The organism is Streptacidiphilus neutrinimicus (genome assembly GCF_000787815.1).
Lineage (GTDB): Bacteria > Actinomycetota > Actinomycetes > Streptomycetales > Streptomycetaceae > Streptacidiphilus > Streptacidiphilus neutrinimicus.
Map to the genome: position 1 here is coordinate 47209 of NZ_BBPO01000038.1, position 18958 is coordinate 66166.

18 protein-coding genes and 2 tRNA genes are annotated in these 18958 nt (G+C 69.7%); 14 read left to right on the forward strand and 6 right to left on the reverse strand.

Going from position 1 to position 18958, the window contains the following annotated elements; all coding sequences use genetic code 11:
- Positions 1–68: 68 nt before the first annotated feature.
- Positions 69–608, reverse strand: a complete 540-nt coding sequence (locus TR48_RS23105) for a hypothetical protein (protein WP_152628125.1) — start codon at positions 606–608, stop codon at positions 69–71.
- Between the two features lie 151 nt (positions 609–759).
- On the opposite strand from TR48_RS23105, the gene TR48_RS23110 reads away from it, so the two are divergent.
- Positions 760–1920 (forward strand): PP2C family protein-serine/threonine phosphatase, encoded by a 1161-nt coding sequence (locus tag TR48_RS23110; RefSeq protein WP_042370431.1) that lies wholly within the window; start codon positions 760–762, stop codon positions 1918–1920.
- Between the two features lie 246 nt (positions 1921–2166).
- Positions 2167–2364 (forward strand): hypothetical protein, encoded by a 198-nt coding sequence (locus TR48_RS23115; RefSeq protein ID WP_042370433.1) that lies wholly within the window; start codon positions 2167–2169, stop codon positions 2362–2364.
- A gap of 1 nt (position 2365) precedes the next feature.
- Here TR48_RS23115 and TR48_RS23120 read toward each other — a convergent pair whose 3' ends face one another.
- The 3 genes from TR48_RS23120 to TR48_RS23130 form a co-directional block, all read right to left on the reverse strand.
- Positions 2366–3172 carry a DUF6348 family protein gene (locus TR48_RS23120; RefSeq protein ID WP_152628126.1) on the reverse strand — a complete coding sequence of 269 codons (807 nt, stop codon included), beginning with the start codon at positions 3170–3172 and terminating at the stop codon, positions 2366–2368.
- A gap of 109 nt (positions 3173–3281) precedes the next feature.
- Positions 3282–3578 carry a DUF3303 domain-containing protein gene (locus TR48_RS23125; RefSeq protein ID WP_042370439.1) on the reverse strand — a complete coding sequence of 99 codons (297 nt, stop codon included), beginning with the start codon at positions 3576–3578 and terminating at the stop codon, positions 3282–3284.
- Positions 3579–3715: 137 nt separating this feature from the next.
- Positions 3716–3789: transfer RNA gene (locus TR48_RS23130), tRNA-Gly, on the reverse strand.
- A 131-nt stretch (positions 3790–3920) separates the two neighbouring features.
- Here TR48_RS23130 and TR48_RS23135 point away from each other — a divergent pair.
- The 5 genes from TR48_RS23135 to clpX all read left to right on the forward strand — a co-directional run bounded on the left by TR48_RS23135 (position 3921) and on the right by clpX (position 8860).
- A tRNA-Pro gene (locus TR48_RS23135) sits at positions 3921–3994 on the forward strand.
- A 269-nt stretch (positions 3995–4263) separates the two neighbouring features.
- Positions 4264–5673 (forward strand): trigger factor, encoded by a 1410-nt coding sequence (tig, locus tag TR48_RS23140; RefSeq protein ID WP_042370441.1) that lies wholly within the window; start codon positions 4264–4266, stop codon positions 5671–5673.
- A 246-nt stretch (positions 5674–5919) separates the two neighbouring features.
- Positions 5920–6537, forward strand: a complete 618-nt coding sequence (locus TR48_RS23145) for an ATP-dependent Clp protease proteolytic subunit (protein ID WP_042370496.1) — start codon at positions 5920–5922, stop codon at positions 6535–6537.
- 67 nt (positions 6538–6604) lie between these two features.
- Entirely contained in the window at positions 6605–7264 is a 660-nt protein-coding gene (locus TR48_RS23150; RefSeq protein ID WP_042370443.1) for an ATP-dependent Clp protease proteolytic subunit, read from the forward strand.
- A gap of 312 nt (positions 7265–7576) precedes the next feature.
- Entirely contained in the window at positions 7577–8860 is a 1284-nt protein-coding gene (gene clpX / locus TR48_RS23155; protein ID WP_042370499.1) for an ATP-dependent Clp protease ATP-binding subunit ClpX, read from the forward strand.
- 62 nt (positions 8861–8922) lie between these two features.
- Here clpX and TR48_RS23160 read toward each other — a convergent pair whose 3' ends face one another.
- Together TR48_RS23160 and TR48_RS44475 are read right to left on the reverse strand one after the other, a co-directional pair.
- Positions 8923–9693, reverse strand: coding sequence for a peptidylprolyl isomerase (locus TR48_RS23160; protein ID WP_236652284.1), 771 nt, complete (start codon positions 9691–9693; stop codon positions 8923–8925).
- Positions 9694–9805: 112 nt separating this feature from the next.
- The gene (locus tag TR48_RS44475; RefSeq protein WP_042370445.1) at positions 9806–10594 is read right to left on the reverse strand and encodes a hypothetical protein; all 789 of its coding nucleotides are present in this window, start codon (positions 10592–10594) and stop codon (positions 9806–9808) included.
- 135 nt (positions 10595–10729) lie between these two features.
- On the opposite strand from TR48_RS44475, the gene TR48_RS23170 reads away from it, so the two are divergent.
- From TR48_RS23170 to mreD, 7 genes are all read left to right on the forward strand, one after another.
- Positions 10730–13357, forward strand: coding sequence for a valine--tRNA ligase (locus TR48_RS23170; protein ID WP_042370447.1), 2628 nt, complete (start codon positions 10730–10732; stop codon positions 13355–13357).
- A gap of 166 nt (positions 13358–13523) precedes the next feature.
- Positions 13524–14864: a bifunctional tetrahydrofolate synthase/dihydrofolate synthase gene (gene folC / locus TR48_RS23175; protein WP_236652285.1), complete on the forward strand. Its 1341-nt coding sequence runs from the start codon at positions 13524–13526 to the stop codon at positions 14862–14864.
- A gap of 115 nt (positions 14865–14979) precedes the next feature.
- Complete coding sequence (locus TR48_RS23180) at positions 14980–15330, forward strand: DUF4233 domain-containing protein (protein ID WP_042370451.1); 351 nt, start codon at positions 14980–14982, stop codon at positions 15328–15330.
- 109 nt (positions 15331–15439) lie between these two features.
- Positions 15440–15862: a nucleoside-diphosphate kinase gene (gene ndk / locus TR48_RS23185; RefSeq protein WP_042370453.1), complete on the forward strand. Its 423-nt coding sequence runs from the start codon at positions 15440–15442 to the stop codon at positions 15860–15862.
- A gap of 285 nt (positions 15863–16147) precedes the next feature.
- Positions 16148–17173: a rod shape-determining protein gene (locus TR48_RS23190; protein WP_042370503.1), complete on the forward strand. Its 1026-nt coding sequence runs from the start codon at positions 16148–16150 to the stop codon at positions 17171–17173.
- A 99-nt stretch (positions 17174–17272) separates the two neighbouring features.
- A complete protein-coding gene (gene mreC / locus TR48_RS23195) occupies positions 17273–18217 on the forward strand; it encodes a rod shape-determining protein MreC (RefSeq protein WP_042370455.1) in 945 nt (314 codons plus the stop codon).
- Positions 18218–18221: 4 nt separating this feature from the next.
- Entirely contained in the window at positions 18222–18932 is a 711-nt protein-coding gene (gene mreD / locus TR48_RS23200) for a rod shape-determining protein MreD (protein ID WP_042370457.1), read from the forward strand.
- The last annotated feature ends 26 nt before the right edge of the window (positions 18933–18958 follow it).

An 18958-nucleotide genomic window follows, 5' to 3' on the forward strand; every position in this document is an offset into this window, starting at 1 on the left:
GCTCCACGCGGCGCACGGGCTCACCGCGGACGAAGTCCGCGCTCCCAGCGCGCCGTTCGCGCCGGTCCTCAGCCGGTGGTGAGGGAGAGCACCAAGGCCATCACGCCGAACACGCCCGCGCCCACGCACAGGGCCAGCACCGCGAAGCCCAGCCGTCCTGCCGCGCGGGCGGCGTGGGGGCTGTGCTCGGCGCGGCGGCCGAGCAGGGCCGAGGGCAGGGAGCCCGCCAGCATCAGGCCGAACAGGATGAGCGCCAGCCAGCCCACCGAGTGGGCCAGGCTGATCGGGCCGTAGTCGCCCGCGCCGAGGCGGTCGACGTCCAGGGTGCGGCCCCGGGCCGGATGCCCTGACGCCGGGACCGTCGCCGCCGGGTCCGTCACCGACCCGTCCGTGGCCTTGAACACACCTGTGCAGACCCCGGGTTCGCCGGGCTGCCCGCACGAAGCCACCGTCAGGGTGCCCGGCGTCCCCGCGAGCCCCGCGGCGTACCCGGCCCGGTAGCCGCCGAGCAGGACCAGCCCCAACCCGATGACGGAGATCACGAGAAGCAGCGGCAGGCTGGCCCGCACCTGCGTGGGGCGGGTCCTGCGGTCGGTCGCGGTAGACATACGCCGACGCTATCCCGAGCCGAGCGCGCCGTTGCGCCCGGGGCCGCCGCACGCGCCGGGCTCTGCGGACGCACAGAATGGCGCGATCGCGGCAGCCCGCGACCGCGATACGTCGACGCGCGGCGGCGGCGCTCGATAGGGTCTGCGGAACATGGCACGCCGCGACGCCGGGGGACACCCGGGCGACACCCGTACGGTCCGCCTGCGCAGGGCGCAGCGACGGGCCTGGCGACGGGTGCGCAGGGCCGCCGTGGACTACTTCCGCGGGGACGGCGCGGACTGGATCGCCTTCGTCTCGCTGCTGCTCCTCGTGCCGTTGCTCACGTTCGCCACTGTCTCGTTGCCGGTCTGGTTCCCGCCGACCGTGCTCGTCATGCCGGTGATCTCCGGCGCGTTGTTGCTGCGGCCCAGCAGTCTCGTGCTTCTGTACGCCGCCGCGGCCGCGGCCCTCGCCGCGGAGTCGGTGCTGCTCGGGCCGTACGACGGCAGCGATCTGACCCGGGTGACGCCGGGCAGCGTGCTGACCGTCGGCGCGGTCGGCGCCGTCGGGCTGGTGCTGGCGCAGTTCCGCAGCCGCGTCGGCGTGCCGTGGCGACGGGGCGGGTCGATGTTGTTCGACCTGCGCGAGCGGCTCAAGGTGCAGAGCCGGATCCCGTCCCTCCCCGCGGGCTGGCACGCCGAGATGGCGCTGCGTCCGGCGGGCGGGCAGTCCTTCTCCGGCGACTTCGTCGTCGCCGCACGGACCGGAACGGGCAAGCGGGTACTGGAGGCGGTGCTCGCGGACGTCTCCGGCAAGGGCATGGACGCCGGTTCGCGCGCCCTGCTCCTCTCCGGCGCGTTCGGCGGCCTGTTGGGCTCACTGCCCCCGCACGACTTCCTTCCGGCCGCCAACGGCTACCTGCTGCGCCAGGGTTGGGAGGAGGGCTTCGCCAGCGCCGTGCACCTGGTGCTGGATCTGGACACCGGCGAGTACGAACTGCTGTCGGCCGGTCATCTTCCCGGCATGCAGCGGGCGAACGGAACCGGCCGTTGGCAGACGAAGGAAGCCGAGGGGCCGTTGCTCGGCATCTACGACGGCGCCAAGTTCGAGGGCGTGCGCGGGGTGCTGGCCCACGGCGACGTGCTGATGCTCTGCACGGACGGCATGGTCGAGGCCCCTGGCCGGGACCTGTCCGAGGGCATGGACCGACTCATGGGCGAGGCCGACCGGTTGGTCGGCAGCACCTTCGCCGGCTCCGCCTGGCGGCTGATCGAGCGGGTCGCCGAGGACCGCAGCGACGACCGGGCCCTCCTGCTCCTCTGGCGCGAATAGGCGTATCGCTGGCCGCACTTGTACCATCCGTCACACGATCTTCGGACAATCTCGGCTGATAGTGCACTCCGGCAGTGCAGTGTGAGCCAGAACCGCTTTACGGAGCCCGTTGATCCGGAGAGACTGACTAAGCGGGCGAGCGTGAGCTGGGGGTGGTGCCGTGGTGACGCGGTGTGGCCTCGGCGCCGGGCGTCCCTCAGCTGTTGACGTAGCCGTCGTCACGCTCGAAGCGAGGAAGTGGGGCCCGTGACAACCTTCTCCATCTCCGCGGTGGTCCTGTTGGGGATCCTGCTCGTTGTGTTCCTCAGGAACAAGAGCATCAAGATGAGCTACACCGCGTTGGCCGTCCTGTTCGGATTCTTCCTGGCCAAGACGTCGGCGGCGGCCCCGATCCAGACCTTCCTCACCCAGATCGCCGACACGATCAACCAGATCACGAAGTGACTCAGAGCAGCCGGCGCAACAGGGCCATGGGCTCCGGCGGCTGACTGCGCGTCGGCCCGTCGGTCAGCGGCGCCGGGCTGGGCGGGGGTGTCGTGGACGCGGTCTCCGCATCCCGCAGGGCGTCCGGGTCACGGGTGAGCAGCAGGAAGCACCGAGCCCAGGCGAGGTGCTCCCCGCGCGGCCAGCCGAGCGCTCGCAGCGCTGCGGACGCCGTGGGCACCGGCTCGCCGTCGACCCGCACCTCGGCGATCTCGTCGTCGGCGCGCCCGCCGAAGAAGACGCGCACCCCGTGCAGGGCGCGGCCGTCCAGGTGCGGCAGCACCTCCGCGGCCAGGGCGGGCAGCAGGTGATGGCCCTCGACCCAGGCGGTGAGCGGCTCGCTGCGGAACCCGAAGACGGCCGCCGGCCCCTGCACCGAGTACCAGCCGGGCACCCCCGTGGGCGCGCCGGGCGCGAAGACGTCCCCGTGCACGCCGCGGCGTTCCAGCAGCTCCACGACCGCACCGGCCGTCGTGGTGCGCCACATCCGCACCCCGTTCTCGAGCCGCTGCTCCTCGGTGCGCCCCAGTCCGCTCACGCAGTCCCAGACGACCGGCCCCTCTCCGTCGCCCAGCCGCAGCGCGTAGCCGAGATCGAGATGCGGCGGGGCCCCGGCGTCCGCACGGGGGTCGCGGTGCTCGCGCACGGCCACGGCCGTGGTCCCCGGGCCGCGCACGACCTGCTCGTCGACGTGGAAGCGACGCCCGAGCGCGGCCATCTCCCGCACCACACTGCGCCGTATCACGTCCAGCCGCTGCTCGGCTCGCAACCTGCCGCCCCTCGTGAAGCCCGTGTGAAGCCGCGCCGAGCGTACCGCGCGCAGGTGTTCACGACTCCTGCAGGACGCGGGGTTCTTCCGGCCGCGGTCCGGGCGGGGCTCAGGCGCCGCGCCGTCCCAGGGCCTCGGCGCCCATCGCCAGGCCGTCGGCCGCCGTCACGGCCGGGAAGGTGTTGATCCGGAACACGTCGCCCCAGGCCAGGGCGACCTCCATGATCGGCGCGAAGCTGTCGGCCTGGAACACGACCACGACGGCCGTGTCCTCGCTGCCCAGCCAGTACTCGCCCTCCGCGGAGAACCCCGCGGGGTACTGCCACTGGGCCCGCCGCGCCAGGGCGCCGTCCCGCTGCTCCCGGGTGAGTCCGGGCTGCCACTCGAAGGTCATGACGTAGAGCACGATGCCTCCCTCGAACGAGGGACGAGGGGATGCCTGCCCCTCCACGCTAGGAGCGCACCCGGGCCGCCGCACCACGGGGCCGGGACGACGAACGGCCCCAGCCCGGCGATCATGTCGCTGAGCTGGGGCCGAACCGTTGGAGCGGGCGACGGGAATCGAACCCGCGTAGCTAGTTTGGAAGACTAGGGCTCTACCATTGAGCTACGCCCGCGGGGCTTGCGCCGTGGATCAGGGTAGCGGACGCGGGCGGGCGGATGCACACCACTTGACCTGCGCGGCGTCGAAGCCGAATTCGCTCGGGTGGCGACCCCGCAGCATGTACGCTACGTCTCGCGAGACGAACGGGGTGTGGCGCAGTTTGGTAGCGCGTCCGCTTTGGGAGCGGAAGGTCGTCGGTTCGAATCCGGTCACCCCGACTGCGCAGGGCAGGTGAAGGTGCGGGAGCGCCCCTGCTGAGCTGCGAAGACAGCCGCCCGGGCCGTGGGGGCGAAGGCTGATTGTGGTACCGGTAGGATGGGTCGCTGGTGGCGTCTGCGCACCGCGGCGATGGTCGCGGGTGTGCGGGGTCCACCGACGCAGCCCGGCGGGCGATTAGTCAACAGGACGCATCACCCGTCTCGCCGCGTGCCCGAAGACCGGGCCGTGGCGGACACACCGACCGTAAAGCCCCCAAGGAGACCCAACCGTGAAGAGCGCCGTGGAGACTCTGAACCCGACCAGGGTTCGACTCACCGTCGAGGTGCCCTTCGAGGAGCTCAAGCCCAGCCTCGACGCGGCGTACAAGAAGATCAACCAGCAGGTCACGGTTCCGGGTTTCCGTAAGGGCAAGATCCCGGCTCGCGTCATCGACCAGCGTTTCGGCCGCGGTGCCGTGCTGGAGGAGGCCGTCAACGACGCGCTGCCGAAGTTCTACGGCCAGGCGGTCGAGGAGGGCAAGATCGACGTCCTCGGCCAGCCGGAGATCACCGAGATCGAGGGTGTCGAGAAGCTCGCCGACGGCGGCGACCTGAAGTTCACCGCCGAGGTGGACATCCGTCCCGAGATCACCCTGCCCGACTTCGAGACCATCGAGGTCGAGGTCGACCCGATCGAGGTCACCGACGAGGACGTCGACAAGAGCCTGGAGCAGCTGCGTGAGCGCTTCTCCTCGGTCAAGGCCGTCGAGCGCGCCGCCGCCGAGGGCGACGTCGTGGTCGTCGACCTCGAGGCCAAGGTCGACGGTGAGGTCCCCGAGGACGGCACCGCCACCGGCGTGACCTACGAGATCGGCTCCGGCCGCCTGCTGGACGGCATCGACGACGCGGTCATCGGTCTGGAGGCCGGCGGCTCCGCGACCTTCACCACCGAGCTCAAGGGCGGCTCCGCCGCGGGCAAGGACTCCGAGGTCACCGTCACCGTCACCGCCGTGCAGGAGAAGGAGCTCCCGGCCCTGGACGACGAGTTCGCCCAGATGGCCAGCGAGTTCGACACCCTGGACGAGCTGAAGGACGACTCCCGCAAGCGGCTCGCCCGCATGAAGGAGTTCGACCAGGCCACCCAGGCCCAGGAGCGCGTCCTCGACAAGCTGCTCGAGCTCGTCGAGATGCCGTACCCGGAGAAGCTCCTCGCGGACGAGATCGAGACCCGCAAGCACAACCTGGAGCACCACCAGCTGCCCCAGATGGGCATCGACATGGACGCCTGGCTGAAGCTGCAGGAGAAGTCCGCCGAGGACTTCCAGGCCGAGCTCGAGGACCAGGCGAAGAAGGGCATCAAGACCCAGTTCGTGCTGGACGCCATCGCGGCCAAGGAGGAGCTGGGCGTCTCCCAGGAGGAGCTCACCGAGCACCTGCTGCGCCGCGCGGCCGGCTCCGGCATGACGCCGGACCAGTTCGCCCAGCAGGTCGTCCAGGGTGGCCAGGTGCCGCTGCTCGTCGGTGAGGTCGTCCGCGGAAAGGCCCTGGCGTCCGTCGTCGAGGCCGCCAAGGTCGTGGACACCGAGGGCAACCCGGTCGACTTCGCGGACGACGAGGACGAGGACGCAGAGACCTCCGAGGCCGTCGAGACCGTCGAGGTCGAGGCCGCGGCCGAGGTCGAGGAGACCGAGGAGGCCTGAGCCTCCCCAGCCTGAAACGGCAGGGCCCGGACCGCGTCACGCGGTCCGGGCCCTGCCGCGTTCGGGGGTTTCCGCGTTCGCGCAGAGCACGACACGTGACGCTCAAAGCGAACAGGTCGGTTTTGAGGGATGGCCGGACCAGCACTGCGCGTTAGGGTCGGTGGAAACGCTGTGACGGCGGCCCTCGACGACCAGCCGTCGTGTCAACAACGAGCAGGTGGATACGTGACGATTCCGCAGATCTCGATGCCCGGGCTTGTGACCCCGCGTGCCGCCGGCGACATCGGCGGTGGCGGTCTGGGAGACCAGGTCTACAACCGTCTGCTCAACGAGCGCATCATCTTCCTCGGCCAGCAGGTCGACGACGACATCGCCAACAAGATCACCGCGCAGCTGCTGCTGCTGGCCGCGGACCCGGAAAAGGACATCTTCCTTTACATCAACTCCCCGGGCGGCTCGGTGACGGCCGGCATGGCGATCTACGACACCATGCAGTACATCAAGAACGACGTGGTCACCATCGCGATGGGCATGGCCGCCTCGATGGGCCAGTTCCTCCTGACGGCCGGCGCCAAGGGCAAGCGCTTCGCGCTCCCGAACGCCGAGATCCTGATGCACCAGCCCTCGGCAGGTCTGGGCGGCTCGGCCACGGACATCCGCATCCAGGCTCAGCAGCTGGTCCGGATGAAGCACCGGATGGCCGAACTCATCGCCGAGCACAGTGGTCAGACGGTGGACCAGATCACCAAGGACTCCGACCGCGACCGCTGGTTCACCCCGGTCGAGGCCAAGGAGTACGGCCTGATCGACCAGATCATGCACAGTGCCTCGGACGTCCCCGGTGGCGGCGGCACGGGCGCCTGAGCCCTCGGCAGGCACCACCACCAGTCGCCACCCAGTCGACCATCGTCCCGGAGGACGGAAGAACCCGATGAACATCCCCAGCCTGTCCGCCGCGCAGTCGCGCGTCGACAACATGATCGCCGAGGGCCGGTACATCCTGCCCAGCTTCGTCGAGCGCACCTCGCAGGGTTACCGCGAGTACAACCCCTACGCCAAGCTCTTCGAGGAGCGCGTCATCTTCCTGGGAACCCAGGTCGACGACGCCTCGGCGAACGACATCATGGCCCAGCTGCTGTGCCTGGAGTCGATGGACCCGGACCGGGACATCTCCATGTACATCAACTCGCCCGGCGGCTCCTTCACCGCGCTGACGGCGATCTACGACACCATGCAGTACGTCAAGCCGGACATCCAGACGGTCTGCATGGGCCAGGCGGCCTCCGCCGCGGCCGTGCTGCTGGCGGCCGGCACGCCGGGCAAGCGCATGGCGCTGCCCAACGCCCGCGTGCTGATCCACCAGCCGTACACCGAGACCGGCCGCGGCCAGGTCTCCGACCTGGAGATCCAGGCCGCGGAGATCCAGCGCATGCGTGAGCTGCTGGAGGTGCTGCTCTCCAAGCACTCGAACAAGAGCCAGCAGGAGATCTCCGACGACATCGAGCGCGACAAGATCCTCACCGCCGAGGAGTCGCTGCAGTACGGTTTCATCGACCAGATCATCTCCACCCGCAAGACCACCGCGGTCTGATTCCGACCGCCCCTGCGCTTCGGGTGACGCTCCGGGCGCGGTCCGTGACCGCGCCCGGAGCCGTTCCGCGCAGCCGAGTGCCGGCTGAGACCAGCACCACGCAGTCAGACCGCCCCCCGCTCTTGGAGCCCGGGGCGACGCCTGGCACCATCGTCAGTACCGACATCCTGATCCGGCCGATTCGTTTATTCGCCCAGGGCGGAAGTGGGAAGCCGTCGAACACGGCGAATCGCGGCTCCTGACGGAGTACCGTCGGATACCAAGCACCAGGCTCCGCCCCCCAGGGAGCCTTTGGCGAAGGGGAAGCACCTCGTGGCACGCATCGGTGACGGTGGCGACCTGCTCAAGTGCTCGTTCTGTGGCAAGAGCCAGAAGCAGGTGAAGAAGCTCATTGCCGGGCCAGGCGTGTACATCTGCGACGAGTGCATCGACCTGTGCAACGAGATCATCGAGGAAGAGCTCGCGGAGACCTCGGAGGTCCGCTTCGAGGAGCTGCCGAAGCCCCGCGAGATCTACGAGTTCCTCGACGGTTACGTCGTCGGCCAGGAGGTCGCCAAGAAGGCCCTCTCCGTCGCCGTCTACAACCACTACAAGCGTGTGCAGGCGGGCGAGAACGGCAAGCACGGCCGCGACGACGGCATCGAGCTGGCCAAGTCCAACATCCTGCTGCTGGGCCCCACCGGCTCCGGCAAGACGCTGCTGGCGCAGACCCTGGCCCGGATGCTGAACGTGCCGTTCGCGATCGCGGACGCCACGGCGCTGACGGAGGCCGGCTACGTCGGTGAGGACGTCGAGAACATCCTGCTGAAGCTGATCCAGGCGGCCGACTACGACGTCAAGAAGGCCGAGACTGGGATCATCTACATCGACGAGATCGACAAGGTCGCCCGCAAGAGCGAGAACCCGTCGATCACGCGCGACGTCTCGGGCGAGGGCGTGCAGCAGGCGCTGCTGAAGATCCTCGAGGGGACGACGGCCTCGGTGCCGCCGCAGGGCGGGCGCAAGCACCCGCACCAGGAGTTCATCCAGATCGACACGACGAACGTGCTGTTCATCGTGGGCGGCGCCTTCTCCGGTCTGGAGCGCATCATCGAGGGCCGCGCGGGCAAGAAGGGCATCGGCTTCGGCGCCCCGATCCGCTCCAAGCACGAGATCGACTCCAGCGACCTGTTCCGTGAGGTCATGCCGGAGGACCTGGTCAAGTTCGGCATGATCCCCGAGTTCATCGGCCGTCTGCCGGTGATCACCTCGGTGCACAACCTGGACCGGGACGCGCTGCTGCAGATCCTCACCGAGCCGAAGAACGCGCTGGTCAAGCAGTACCGTCGCCTCTTCGAGCTGGACGGCGTCGAGTTGGAGTTCACCACCGAGGCGCTGGAGGCCATCGCCGACCAGGCGATCAAGCGCTCCACCGGCGCCCGCGGTCTGCGCGCGATCATGGAGGAGGTGCTGATGTCCGTGATGTACGAGGTGCCCTCGCGCAAGGACGTCGCCCGCGTGGTCGTCGACGAGGACGTGGTCCTCAAGCACGTGAACCCGACGCTGGTCCCGCGCGACCTGCGCGCCCAGCGCGAGCGCCGCGAGAAGAGCGCGTAAGGATCGAACCGAAAGGGGTCCGGGGCTTCGAGCCCCGGACCCCTTTCGCGTTACCGCGTGCGTTACTTCTTGGTGACCGACACCGAGTTGATCACCACGGTGTCGTTCGGCTTGCCGTCGCCCTGGCCGTTGGAGTTGTCACTCCCGTCCTGGCCGATGTGGTTCAGGATGTCCAGGCCCGAGGTGATGGTGCCGAACGGCGTGTAGTTCGGCGACAGCTGGCTGTCCTTGTAGACCAGGAAGAACTGCGAACCATTGGTGTTGGGGCCCGAGTTGGCCATCGCCAGGGTGCCGGCCGGGTAGGTGCCGCCCTGGATCGCCGGGGCGTTCAGGTACTCGTCGTCGAACTTGTAGCCCGGACCTCCGGTGCCGGTGGCCGTCGGGTCGCCGCACTGCAGCACGTAGATGCCGGCCGTGGTGAGCCGGTGGCAGTGGGTGTGGTCGAAGAAGCCCTGCTGGGCGAGGAAGACGAAGCTGTTGACCGTCTTCGGCGCGTGCTGGGCGTCGAGCTTCAGCCCGACGTCCCCGCAGGAGGTCTTCAACGTCGCGGTGTAGGTCGCCTTGGTGTCGATGCTCATGGCCGGCGGCTGCGACCACTGCTTGGTGGTCGGGCTGCCCGATGCGACGTTCCCGCAGAACGCCGTGCCGGAGCCCGCCGTGCTCGACGACTTGGACGAGCCCAACGTCGCCCACAGGACGCCGCCCACGACCAGCAGCAGCACCAGCACCGCCGCCCCGATGGCCAGCGTCCTGCGCTTCCGCGCCTTGGCCTGCTCCTGGGCGCGCAACGCCTCGATCCGCGCCCGCCGCATGGCGCCCGGGTCCTCGCTCACCTTCGCTCCTTCTGACACTCGTGCCCCGTTGCCTACCTGTCGGTACACAAGTGTGACCGGTGCGGGCGACGGGGCACGAACGGGGCGCGCGAGCGCGGCGACGTCGGTGTGGCTACTTCTTGACCTCGGCGGCATGCCGGAAGGCCAGCGTCATCGCGGCCGTGCCGCTCAGGTCCGAGGAGCCCGCGCGGGAGTAGTCCATGACCGAGCCGAAGCCGCTGTTGTCGGCCCAGACGCAGACGGGCAGGCTCTTGCCGAGCGACGCCAGGTGGACCTGGGCGCACTGCATGCTGCCGCCCTGGGAGCCGGCCGCCTCGTCCGTCTGGTCGCTGACCGAGACGCCCTGGTCGCCGCTCATGCCCTTCCAGAAGTCGCCGATCCCGAACTGGGCGCCGAGCGTGCTGCCGTAGCCGCCCATGAAGAGGAAGGAGGGGCTGGTGCTGGTGGCGGAGCTGCCGTAGATCGCGACCGTGGGCGTCAGGTGCGCCGTGGTGGCCAGGGTCTGCGCGCTGCTCTGCACGGCGGCGAGGTTGGGGTTGGCGTCCTGGCGCGCGTAGCTCTGGAACGAGACCGGCGGGACCAGCTTGTTCGCCCCGACCGTCTTGGCCACGTTCATGCCCAGGTAGGCGACCACGCCGCCGCCGACCAGCACCACGGCGGTGAGGATCAGCAGCACGTTGCGGAGCGTGTGCGACTGCTTGGGCGGCACGGGGGCGTAGCCCCAGGCCGCGGCGCCCTGGTCGTAGCCCGGCTGCTGGTACCCGGGCTGCTCGTAGCCCGGCTGTTGGTAACCCGGCTGCTGGTAGGGGGACTGCTGGTACGGCGGCGGGGAGCCGGGCGCCGCGTAGCCCTGCGGGTACTCGGGCTGGGGATAGCCACCCGGAGGCGGATTGGTCGACATGGTCGATTATCAGACCAGCGTGGCCGGTCCCTGTCCATCGCGTTACCGCACCAAGCCGCGCTGAGCCCTCGTTCGCGGAACGAAAGCGTTCGTGACCATGGACACCCGCCCTCTAAACTTGCCGTCGTGACCGAAATGAACCAGCACCCCGCCGACGCCGGGGTCGACAGCGCCCTCGAGACATTGCCGACGCAGTACACGCCGGCGGACGTAGAGGGGCCGCTGTACGAGCGCTGGGTAGAGCGCGGTTACTTCGCGGCGGACGACAAGAGCGAGAAGCCGCCGTACACCATCGTCATCCCGCCGCCGAACGTCACCGGCTCGCTGCACCTGGGCCACGCCTTCGAGCACACCATCATCGACTCGCTGACGCGCCGCAAGCGCATGCAGGGCTACGAGGTCCTGTGGCAGCCCGGCATGGACCACGCCGGCATCGCGACGCAGAACGTCGTCGAGCGGGAGCTCGCCAAGGAGGGCAAGTCCCGTCACGACCTGGGCCGCGAGGCCTTCGTCGAGCGCGTCTGGCAGTGGAAGGCCGAGTCCGGCGGCCAGATCAGCGGTCAGATGCGCCGTCTCGGCGACGGCGTGGACTGGTCGCGTGAGCGCTTCACCATGGACGAGGGCCTGTCCCAGGCCGTCCAGACCATCTTCAAGCGCCTCTACGACGACGGGCTGATCTACCGCGCCGAGCGCATCATCAACTGGTGCCCGCGCTGCCTCACCGCCATCTCCGACATCGAGGTGGAGTACCAGGACGACGAGGGCGAGCTCGTCTCGATCCGCTACGGCGAGGGCGACAACGCCATCGTCGTCGCGACCACGCGTGCCGAGACGATGCTCGGTGACACCGCCGTCGCCGTCCACCCGGACGACGAGCGCTACAAGCACATGGTCGGCACCGAGATCGAGCTGCCGCTGACGGGCCGTCGGATCCCGATCGTCGCCGACGCGCACGTCGACCCGGAGTTCGGCACCGGCGCCGTCAAGGTGACGCCCGCCCATGACCCGAACGACTTCGAGATCGGCCAGCGGCACGACCTGCCGGCCATCACCGTCCTGGACGAGCACGGCGTCATCACCGCGCACGGCCCGTTCCTCGGCCTGGACCGCTTCGAGGCCCGCTCGGCCATCGTCGGCGCGCTGCGCGCCGAGGGCCGGATCGTCGCCGAGAAGCGCCCGTACGTCCACAGCGTCGGCCACTGCTCGCGCTGCAAGACGACCATCGAGCCGCGGCTGTCCATGCAGTGGTGGGTCAAGGTCGCCCCGCTGGCCAAGGCGGCCGGTGACGCGGTGCGTGACGGCAGCGTCAAGATCCACCCCGAGGAGATGGAACCCCGCTACTTCGCGTGGGTCGACAACCTGCGCGACTGGTGCATCTCGCGCCAGCTGTGGTGGGGCCACCGGATCCCGGTCTGGTACGGCCCGAACGGCGAGATCGTCTGCGTCGGCCCCGACGAGGAGCCGCCCACGGGTGAGGGCTGGCACCAGGACACCGACGTCCTCGACACCTGGTTCTCCTCCGGTCTGTGGCCGTTCTCGACGCTGGGCTGGCCCGGGCAGACGCCGTCGCTGGAGAAGTTCTTCCCAACGTCCGTGCTGGTCACCGGCTACGACATCCTCTTCTTCTGGGTCGCCCGGATGATGATGTTCGGCCTGTACGCGATGGACGGCACCCCGCCGTTCCACACCATCGCCCTGCACGGCATGGTCCGCGACCAGTTCGGCAAGAAGATGTCGAAGTCCTTCGGCAACGCGGTCAACCCGCTGGACTGGATGGACGCCTACGGCGCGGACGCGCTCCGCTTCACGCTCGCCCGCGGCGCGAACCCCGGCACGGACGTGCCGATCGGCGAGGACTGGGTCCAGGGCTCGCGCAACTTCTGCAACAAGGTCTGGAACGCCACCCGCTTCGCGCTGATGAACGGCGCGACGGTGGAGGGCCCGCTTCCCGCCGCCGAGCAGCTGAGCGCGGCGGACCGCTGGATCCTGTCCCGCCTGAACAGCACCGTCGCGGAGGTGGACGCCCTCTACGACGACTACCAGTTCGCCAAGCTGACGGACGCGCTGTTCCACTTCGCCTGGGACGAGGTCTTCGACTGGTACGTCGAGCTGACCAAGTCCACGCTGGCCGAGGGCGGCCCGGCGGCGGACGTCACCCGGCGGGTCCTCGGCGAGGTCCTCGACGTGACACTGCGTCTGCTGCACCCGATCACGCCGTTCGTGACGGAGACCCTGTGGACCGCGCTGACGGGCGGCGAGTCGGTCGTCATCGCCGAGTGGCCGGCCGACAGCGGCTTCCGTGACGCGGTGGCCGAGCGGGAGATCGAGCTGCTGCAGCAGGTCATCACGGAGGTCCGCCGCTTCCGCAGCGACCAGGGCCTCAAGCCCGGCCAGAAGGTTGCCGCCCGGCTGACGCTGGAGGGCACCTCGCTGGTCGCCCACGAGGGCGCGCTGCGTTCCCTCGCCCGCCTCACCCCGGCGGAGGAGGGCTTCCACGCGACGGCCACCCTCCCGATCGCGGGCGCGACGGTCGCCCTGGACCTCTCCGGCGCGATCGACGTCGAGGCGGAGCGCAAGCGCCTGAGCAAGGACCTCGCGGCAGCGGAGAAGGAGCTGGCGCAGGCCGAAGCCAAGCTCGGCAACGAGGCATTCGTGGCCAAGGCCGCCCCGGCCGCGGTCGACAAGATCCGCGGCCGCCTCGCCAAGGCCACGGAGGACATCGAGCGCCTCACCGCCCAGCTCGAGGCTCTCCCGAAGGCATAGCCATCAGGGGCGCGAGGAACTGCGCGAGTAACCACCCCGTCGGGATGGCCCCTGCTCGTCCAGCGACACACCACTTCGGTGGCTCGTCGCGCGGTTCCTCGCGCCCCCAGCGTTTGCCCACTTCCGACGGTGCATGAGTGCCGCTCGGCGTCCGTACACTTGCGCCGTGAGCGACACTGAGCTGACCGCGGTAGCCGCGGAACTGGCCGCCAAGTGGCCGGAGACCAAGATCGATCCCTCTCTGGAGCGGATCCAGGCGTTGATGGACATCCTGGGCCAGCCCCAGCGGTCCTATCCGTCCATCCACATCACCGGCACCAACGGCAAGACCAGTACGGCTCGCATGATCGAGCAGCTGCTGCGCACCTTCGAGCTGCGCACCGGCCGCTACACCAGCCCGCACGTCGAGTCGATCACCGAGCGCATCAGCCTCGACGGGGAGCCGATCAGCCCCGAGCTGTTCGTGCAGACGTACGAGGACATCAAGCCGTACGTCGCCATCGTCGACGCCCAGCAGCCGGTGCCCATGTCCTTCTTCGAGGTGGTCACCTCGATGGCGTACGCCTGCTTCGCCGACGCGCCGGTCGACGTGGCGGTCGTGGAGGTCGGGATAGGGGGCACCTGGGACGCGACCAACGTCATCGACGGGGTGGTCTCGGTGATCACGCCGATCTCGCTGGACCACATGGACCGCCTCGGCGACACGCACGCCGCGATCGCGGGGGAGAAGTCCGGGATCATCAAGAAGGGCGGGCTCGCGGTCGTCTCGCAGCAGCCGCTGGACGCCGCCGAGGTGATCCTGCGCCGCGCGGTAGAGATCGACGCGACGGTCGCCCGTGAGGGCCTGGAGTTCGGCGTGCTGCGGCGCGACGTCGCCGTCGGCGGCCAGATGATCACCCTGCGGGGGATCGGCGGCCACGAGTACGAGGACATCTTCATCCCGCTGCACGGTGCGCACCAGGCGCAGAACGCCGCGGTCGCGCTGGCCGCGGTCGAGGGCTTCTTCGGCGTGGGGGCCGCGCACCAGCAGCCGCTGGACATCGACAAGGTGCGCGCGGCGTTCGCGGGCGTCAGCTCGCCGGGCCGCCTCGAGGTGGTCCGCCGCAGCCCGACCATCGTTCTGGACGCCGCGCACAACCCGGGCGGCGCACAGGTGACGGCGGAGGCGATCGGCGAGTCCTTCGGCTTCACCCGCCTCGTCGGGGTCTTCTCGCCGAGCGGCGACAAGGACGTCCTGGGCGTCCTGGAGGCCCTGGAGCCGGTGCTCGCGGAGATCGTGGTCACGCAGAACAGCACGCAGCGCGCGCTGGACGTGGACCGCCTGGCCGAGCTCGCCGTCGAGGTCTTCGGCGCGGACCGCGTCCACGTCGAGCCCCGCCTCGACGACGCGATCGAGGCCGCGGTCACCCTCGCCGAGGAGGAGGGCGACCTCGGCGGCGCGGGCGTCCTGATCACCGGCTCCATCATCACCATCGGTGAGGCGCGGATCCTGCTGGGCAAGAAGTAGTGGACAAGAAGTAGCTGGACAGGAAGTAGTCGCACCACCCGGGGGCGCGGAGCCGCACAGCGGCTCCGCGCCCCTGGGGCCGGGCCCTCGGATCGGGGCGCGTAAGCTTTGCGTCGTGCGTACCCTCTGCTCCTCCACGCTGATCAGCGAAGCGATGGTCATCGGCTTCGCCGCGCTTGTCGCGATGCGGCTCTCGCATGTCTCCGCGGCGACGCTCTGGTCGGTCTCCGGAGCGGCCATGCTGCTGTGCGTGCTGCTCTGCGGCGTGCTCAGCCGCCGCGGTGCGGTGACGATCGGGTGGGCGCTGCAGATCGCGCTGATCGCCAGCGGCGCGATCGTCGGCATGATGTACGGCCTCGGTGTGATCTTCGCCGGGCTGTGGTGGGCGTCCGTCCACTACGGGCGGAAGATCGACACCATCAAGGCGGCCCGCGCGGCGGAACCCGCCGCGGCCGCACAGGCGTAGCACAGCCCCCGGGCGGGTGAATCCAACCGGGCTCCCGCTGCAAAAGATGGGACAGCACTCCGGTAGTCTCGTGTCGATCATCACATCACGAAACTCCGGGAGCCGTCCCATGTCCTCGACGTCCCAGCGCACGCTGATCCTGCTCAAGCCCGACGCCGTGGCCCGTGGCCTGATCGGTGAGATCGTCTCCCGCATCGAACGCAAGGCGAACTGGCGTATCGCGGCCATGGAGCTGCGCACCCTGGACAGCGCGACGCTGGAGCAGCACTACGCCGAGCACGTGGGCAAGCCGTTCTATGAGCCGCTGATGGGCTTCATGTCGTCCGGCCCCTCCGTTGCCATGATCGTCGAGGGTGAGAGCGTCATCGAGGGCATTCGAGCCCTCGCCGGCAAGACCAACCCGCTCGAGGCCGGTCCCGGCACCATTCGCGGGGATTTCGCCACGATCACCCGGGAGAACCTGATCCACGCCTCCGACTCCGAGGAGTCCGCCGCGCGCGAGATCAAGATTTTCTTCCCCGGTCACGCCTGACCCACCCGGCGCACACCTTTCTCACGGAATTTCCACGGTCCGTACCCGGACCGTGGAGAACCGAACGCCGACACACGGCGTCCCAATGGCGGGATATCCGATCGTCTGCACGGACAATGGCGATAAAGATCCCGTCGCTACCATGGTGACTGCCTGACGGCAGCTTCATTCATGGTCGTTCATGGTCAGCAACTGACGGCCAGTGAGCCGGCGTCCCGCCCGCAATCCGCTGCCGTCGCCCCCAAACCGCGAGCCCGGGAAGGCCCCCACCCCATGGCGAACAACATGTCGTTCATCGGCCGTGACATGGCTGTGGACCTCGGTACGGCCAACACGCTGGTGTACGTCAGGGGCCGAGGGATCGTCCTCAACGAACCGTCAGTGGTGGCCGTCAACACCAACACCGGCGGAATCCTCGCGGTGGGTGCGGAGGCCAAGAAGATGATCGGGCGCACGCCCGGCAACATCGTGGCCATCCGCCCGCTCAAGGACGGCGTCATCGCCGACTTCGAGATCACCGAGCGGATGCTCCGCTACTTCATCCTGAAGATCCACCGCCGCCGCTACCTGGCCCGGCCGCGCGTCGTGGTCTGCGTGCCCAGCGGCATCACCGGCGTCGAGCGCCGTGCCGTGATCGAGGCGTCGGCGCAGGCCGGCGCGCGCCAGGTGCACATCATCGAGGAGCCGATGGCGGCGGCGATCGGCGCGGGCCTGCCGGTCCACGAGGCCACCGGCAACATGGTGGTCGACATCGGCGGCGGTACCACCGAGGTGGCCGTCATCTCCCTCGGCGGCATCGTCACCGCGCAGTCCATCCGGGTGGCCGGCGACGAGCTCGACAACGCGATCATCCAGCACATCAAGAAGGAGTACTCGCTCCTCCTCGGTGAGCGCAGCGCCGAGCAGATCAAGATGACCATCGGCTCCGCCTACCCCGTCGAGGGGGACAACGAGGAGCACAGCGAGATCCGCGGCCGCGACCTGGTCAGCGGGCTCCCCAAGACGGTCGTCATCTCCGCCGCCGAGGTGCGCGAGGCGATCGAGGAGCCGGTCAACACCATCATCGACGCCGTCAAGACCACGCTGGACCAGTGCCCGCCGGAGCTCGCCGGTGACATCATGGACCGCGGCATCGTTCTCACGGGTGGCGGCGCGCTGCTGCGCAGCCTGGACGAGCGGCTGCGCCGCGAGACGGGCATGCCGGTGCACATCGCCGAGAACCCGCTGGACTCCGTCGCGCTCGGCTCCGGCAAGTGCGTCGAGGAGTTCGAGGCGCTCCAGCAGGTCCTCGACGCCCAGCCGCGCCGCTGACCCCCGAGTCGGCCCAGCTCCACCCGCAGCCCAGCTCCACCCCTAGCAAGGCCCACCCGCTCACGTTGCGTCACGAATTGAAGGGCTCCGCCGAGAATCGTGAGGGACACACGAGAGAGCCGACTCCTGCTGATCCTGCTGGTGGCGGTCGCGTTCGCGTTGATCACCGTGGACATCCACGGCGGTGACGACTCGCCGCTGAACGGCCCGCGCTCCGCCGCCGCCTCGCTCTTCGGGCCGGTGGAGAGCGGGGTCTCGCGGGTGGTCAGCCCGGTCGCGGACGGTCTGCACGCGCTGCGGAACTCCGGCAGTCAGGCCGACCGGATCCGCCAGCTCGAGCAGCAGAACGAGTTGCTGCGTCAGCAGCTGTCCTCCAACGACCTGGTGAAGTCCCGCGACGGCCAGCTGAGCAAACTGCTCGGGCTCGCGGGGGCCGGCCAGTACACCATCAAGGTGGCGCAGGTCGTGGCCATAGGGTCCAGCCAGAACTTCTCCTGGACCGTCACCATCGACATCGGCAGCAACGACGGCATCCTGCGCGACATGACCGTCATCAACGGTGACGGTCTGGTCGGGCGGGTCACCACCGTCGCGCCGACCACCTCCACCGTGCTGCTCGCGGTCGACCCGCGGTTCACCGTCGGCGCGCGGCTGGAGAGCAGCGGCGAGGTCGGCTTCGGCACCGGCGAGGGCGACGCCCCGATGCGGGTGGAACTGCTCAACGGCCACGCGAACGCGAAGGTCGGGGGCCGGCTGGTCACCTTCGGTTCCGAGAAGGACAAGCCGTTCGTGCCGGGCGTCCCGTTCGGCACGATCACCCAGATCGTCAACACCCCCGGCGAGCTGACCAAGACGGTGCTGGTCCAGCCGTTCGTCAGCTTCACCAAGCTGGACCTGGTCGGCGTCGTGGTGCAGCCCCCGCCGACGGACCCGCGTTTCGCGGTGCTGCCGCCCAAGCCCGCACCGCCCGCGCCGTCGAGCACGCCCAGCCCCTCGACCCCGGCCTCCGCCACGCCGTCCGGCGCCGCGACGAAGAAGAGGTGACGCCATGATCCAGCGCTTCCTGCTCTCCGCGGCCCTCATCGTGGGCGCGATGGTGGTCCAGGTCAGCATCCTGGCCCGGCTGGGCCTGCCCGGCGCGGTGCCGGACCTGCTGCTGCTCGTGGTGATCGGCCTCGCGCTGGTCTACGGGCACGTCACCGGATGCCTGATCGGCTTCTTCGGCGGCCTCTTCATCGACCTCGCGCCGCCGTCCGACCACGCGGTCGGCCGGTACGCGCTGGTGCTGTGCGTCGTCGGCTACGCGGCGGGCCTGCTCAAGCCGGAGACGGGTCAGCTGCGGTCGGTGATGACGCCGTTGATGGTGGTCGCCGCCGCGGCCGTCGGCTCCACGCTGCTCTACGCCGGCGTCGGCGCCCTGGTCGGCGACACCGCCGCCCGGCACGTCGGCCTGACCGGCCTGCTGATCTCGTCGGTCATCTACGACGTGCTGCTCGCGCCGTTCGTCGTCCCCGGCGTCATGGCGCTCGCCCGACGCACCGTCACCGACCCCGCCGCGGGCGCAGGCCAGGGGCCCGCGCCGAAGCCGCGCCGGATCGGCCTGAACCGCCGTGGCACCTTCTTCGCCGACCGCGGCACACGCACCGGCGGCACGGCCGGACTCGGCACCGTACCCGGTTTCGGCCAGGGGTCCGGCGCCTCCGGCAAGCCGAGCCGGAGCGGCAGGCTCAGCCGCCTCGCCGGCAAGTCCGTCAAATAGCCGACGCCGTACGCGGCGCCGCACCA

Coding starts and splice junctions, on each gene's coding strand:
- TR48_RS23190 (WP_042370503.1), top strand. CDS start 16,148: ATGTCGTTCATCGGCCGTGACATGGCTGTGGACCTCGGTACGGCCAAC.
- TR48_RS23110 (WP_042370431.1), top strand. CDS start 760: ATGGCACGCCGCGACGCCGGGGGACACCCGGGCGACACCCGTACGGTC.
- TR48_RS23170 (WP_042370447.1), top strand. CDS start 10,730: ATGAACCAGCACCCCGCCGACGCCGGGGTCGACAGCGCCCTCGAGACA.
- ndk (WP_042370453.1), top strand. CDS start 15,440: ATGTCCTCGACGTCCCAGCGCACGCTGATCCTGCTCAAGCCCGACGCC.
- mreD (WP_042370457.1), top strand. CDS start 18,222: ATGATCCAGCGCTTCCTGCTCTCCGCGGCCCTCATCGTGGGCGCGATG.
- TR48_RS23150 (WP_042370443.1), top strand. CDS start 6,605: ATGAACATCCCCAGCCTGTCCGCCGCGCAGTCGCGCGTCGACAACATG.
- TR48_RS44475 (WP_042370445.1), bottom strand. CDS start 10,594: ATGTCGACCAATCCGCCTCCGGGTGGCTATCCCCAGCCCGAGTACCCG.
- TR48_RS23105 (WP_152628125.1), bottom strand. CDS start 608: ATGTCTACCGCGACCGACCGCAGGACCCGCCCCACGCAGGTGCGGGCC.
- TR48_RS23145 (WP_042370496.1), top strand. CDS start 5,920: ATGCCCGGGCTTGTGACCCCGCGTGCCGCCGGCGACATCGGCGGTGGC.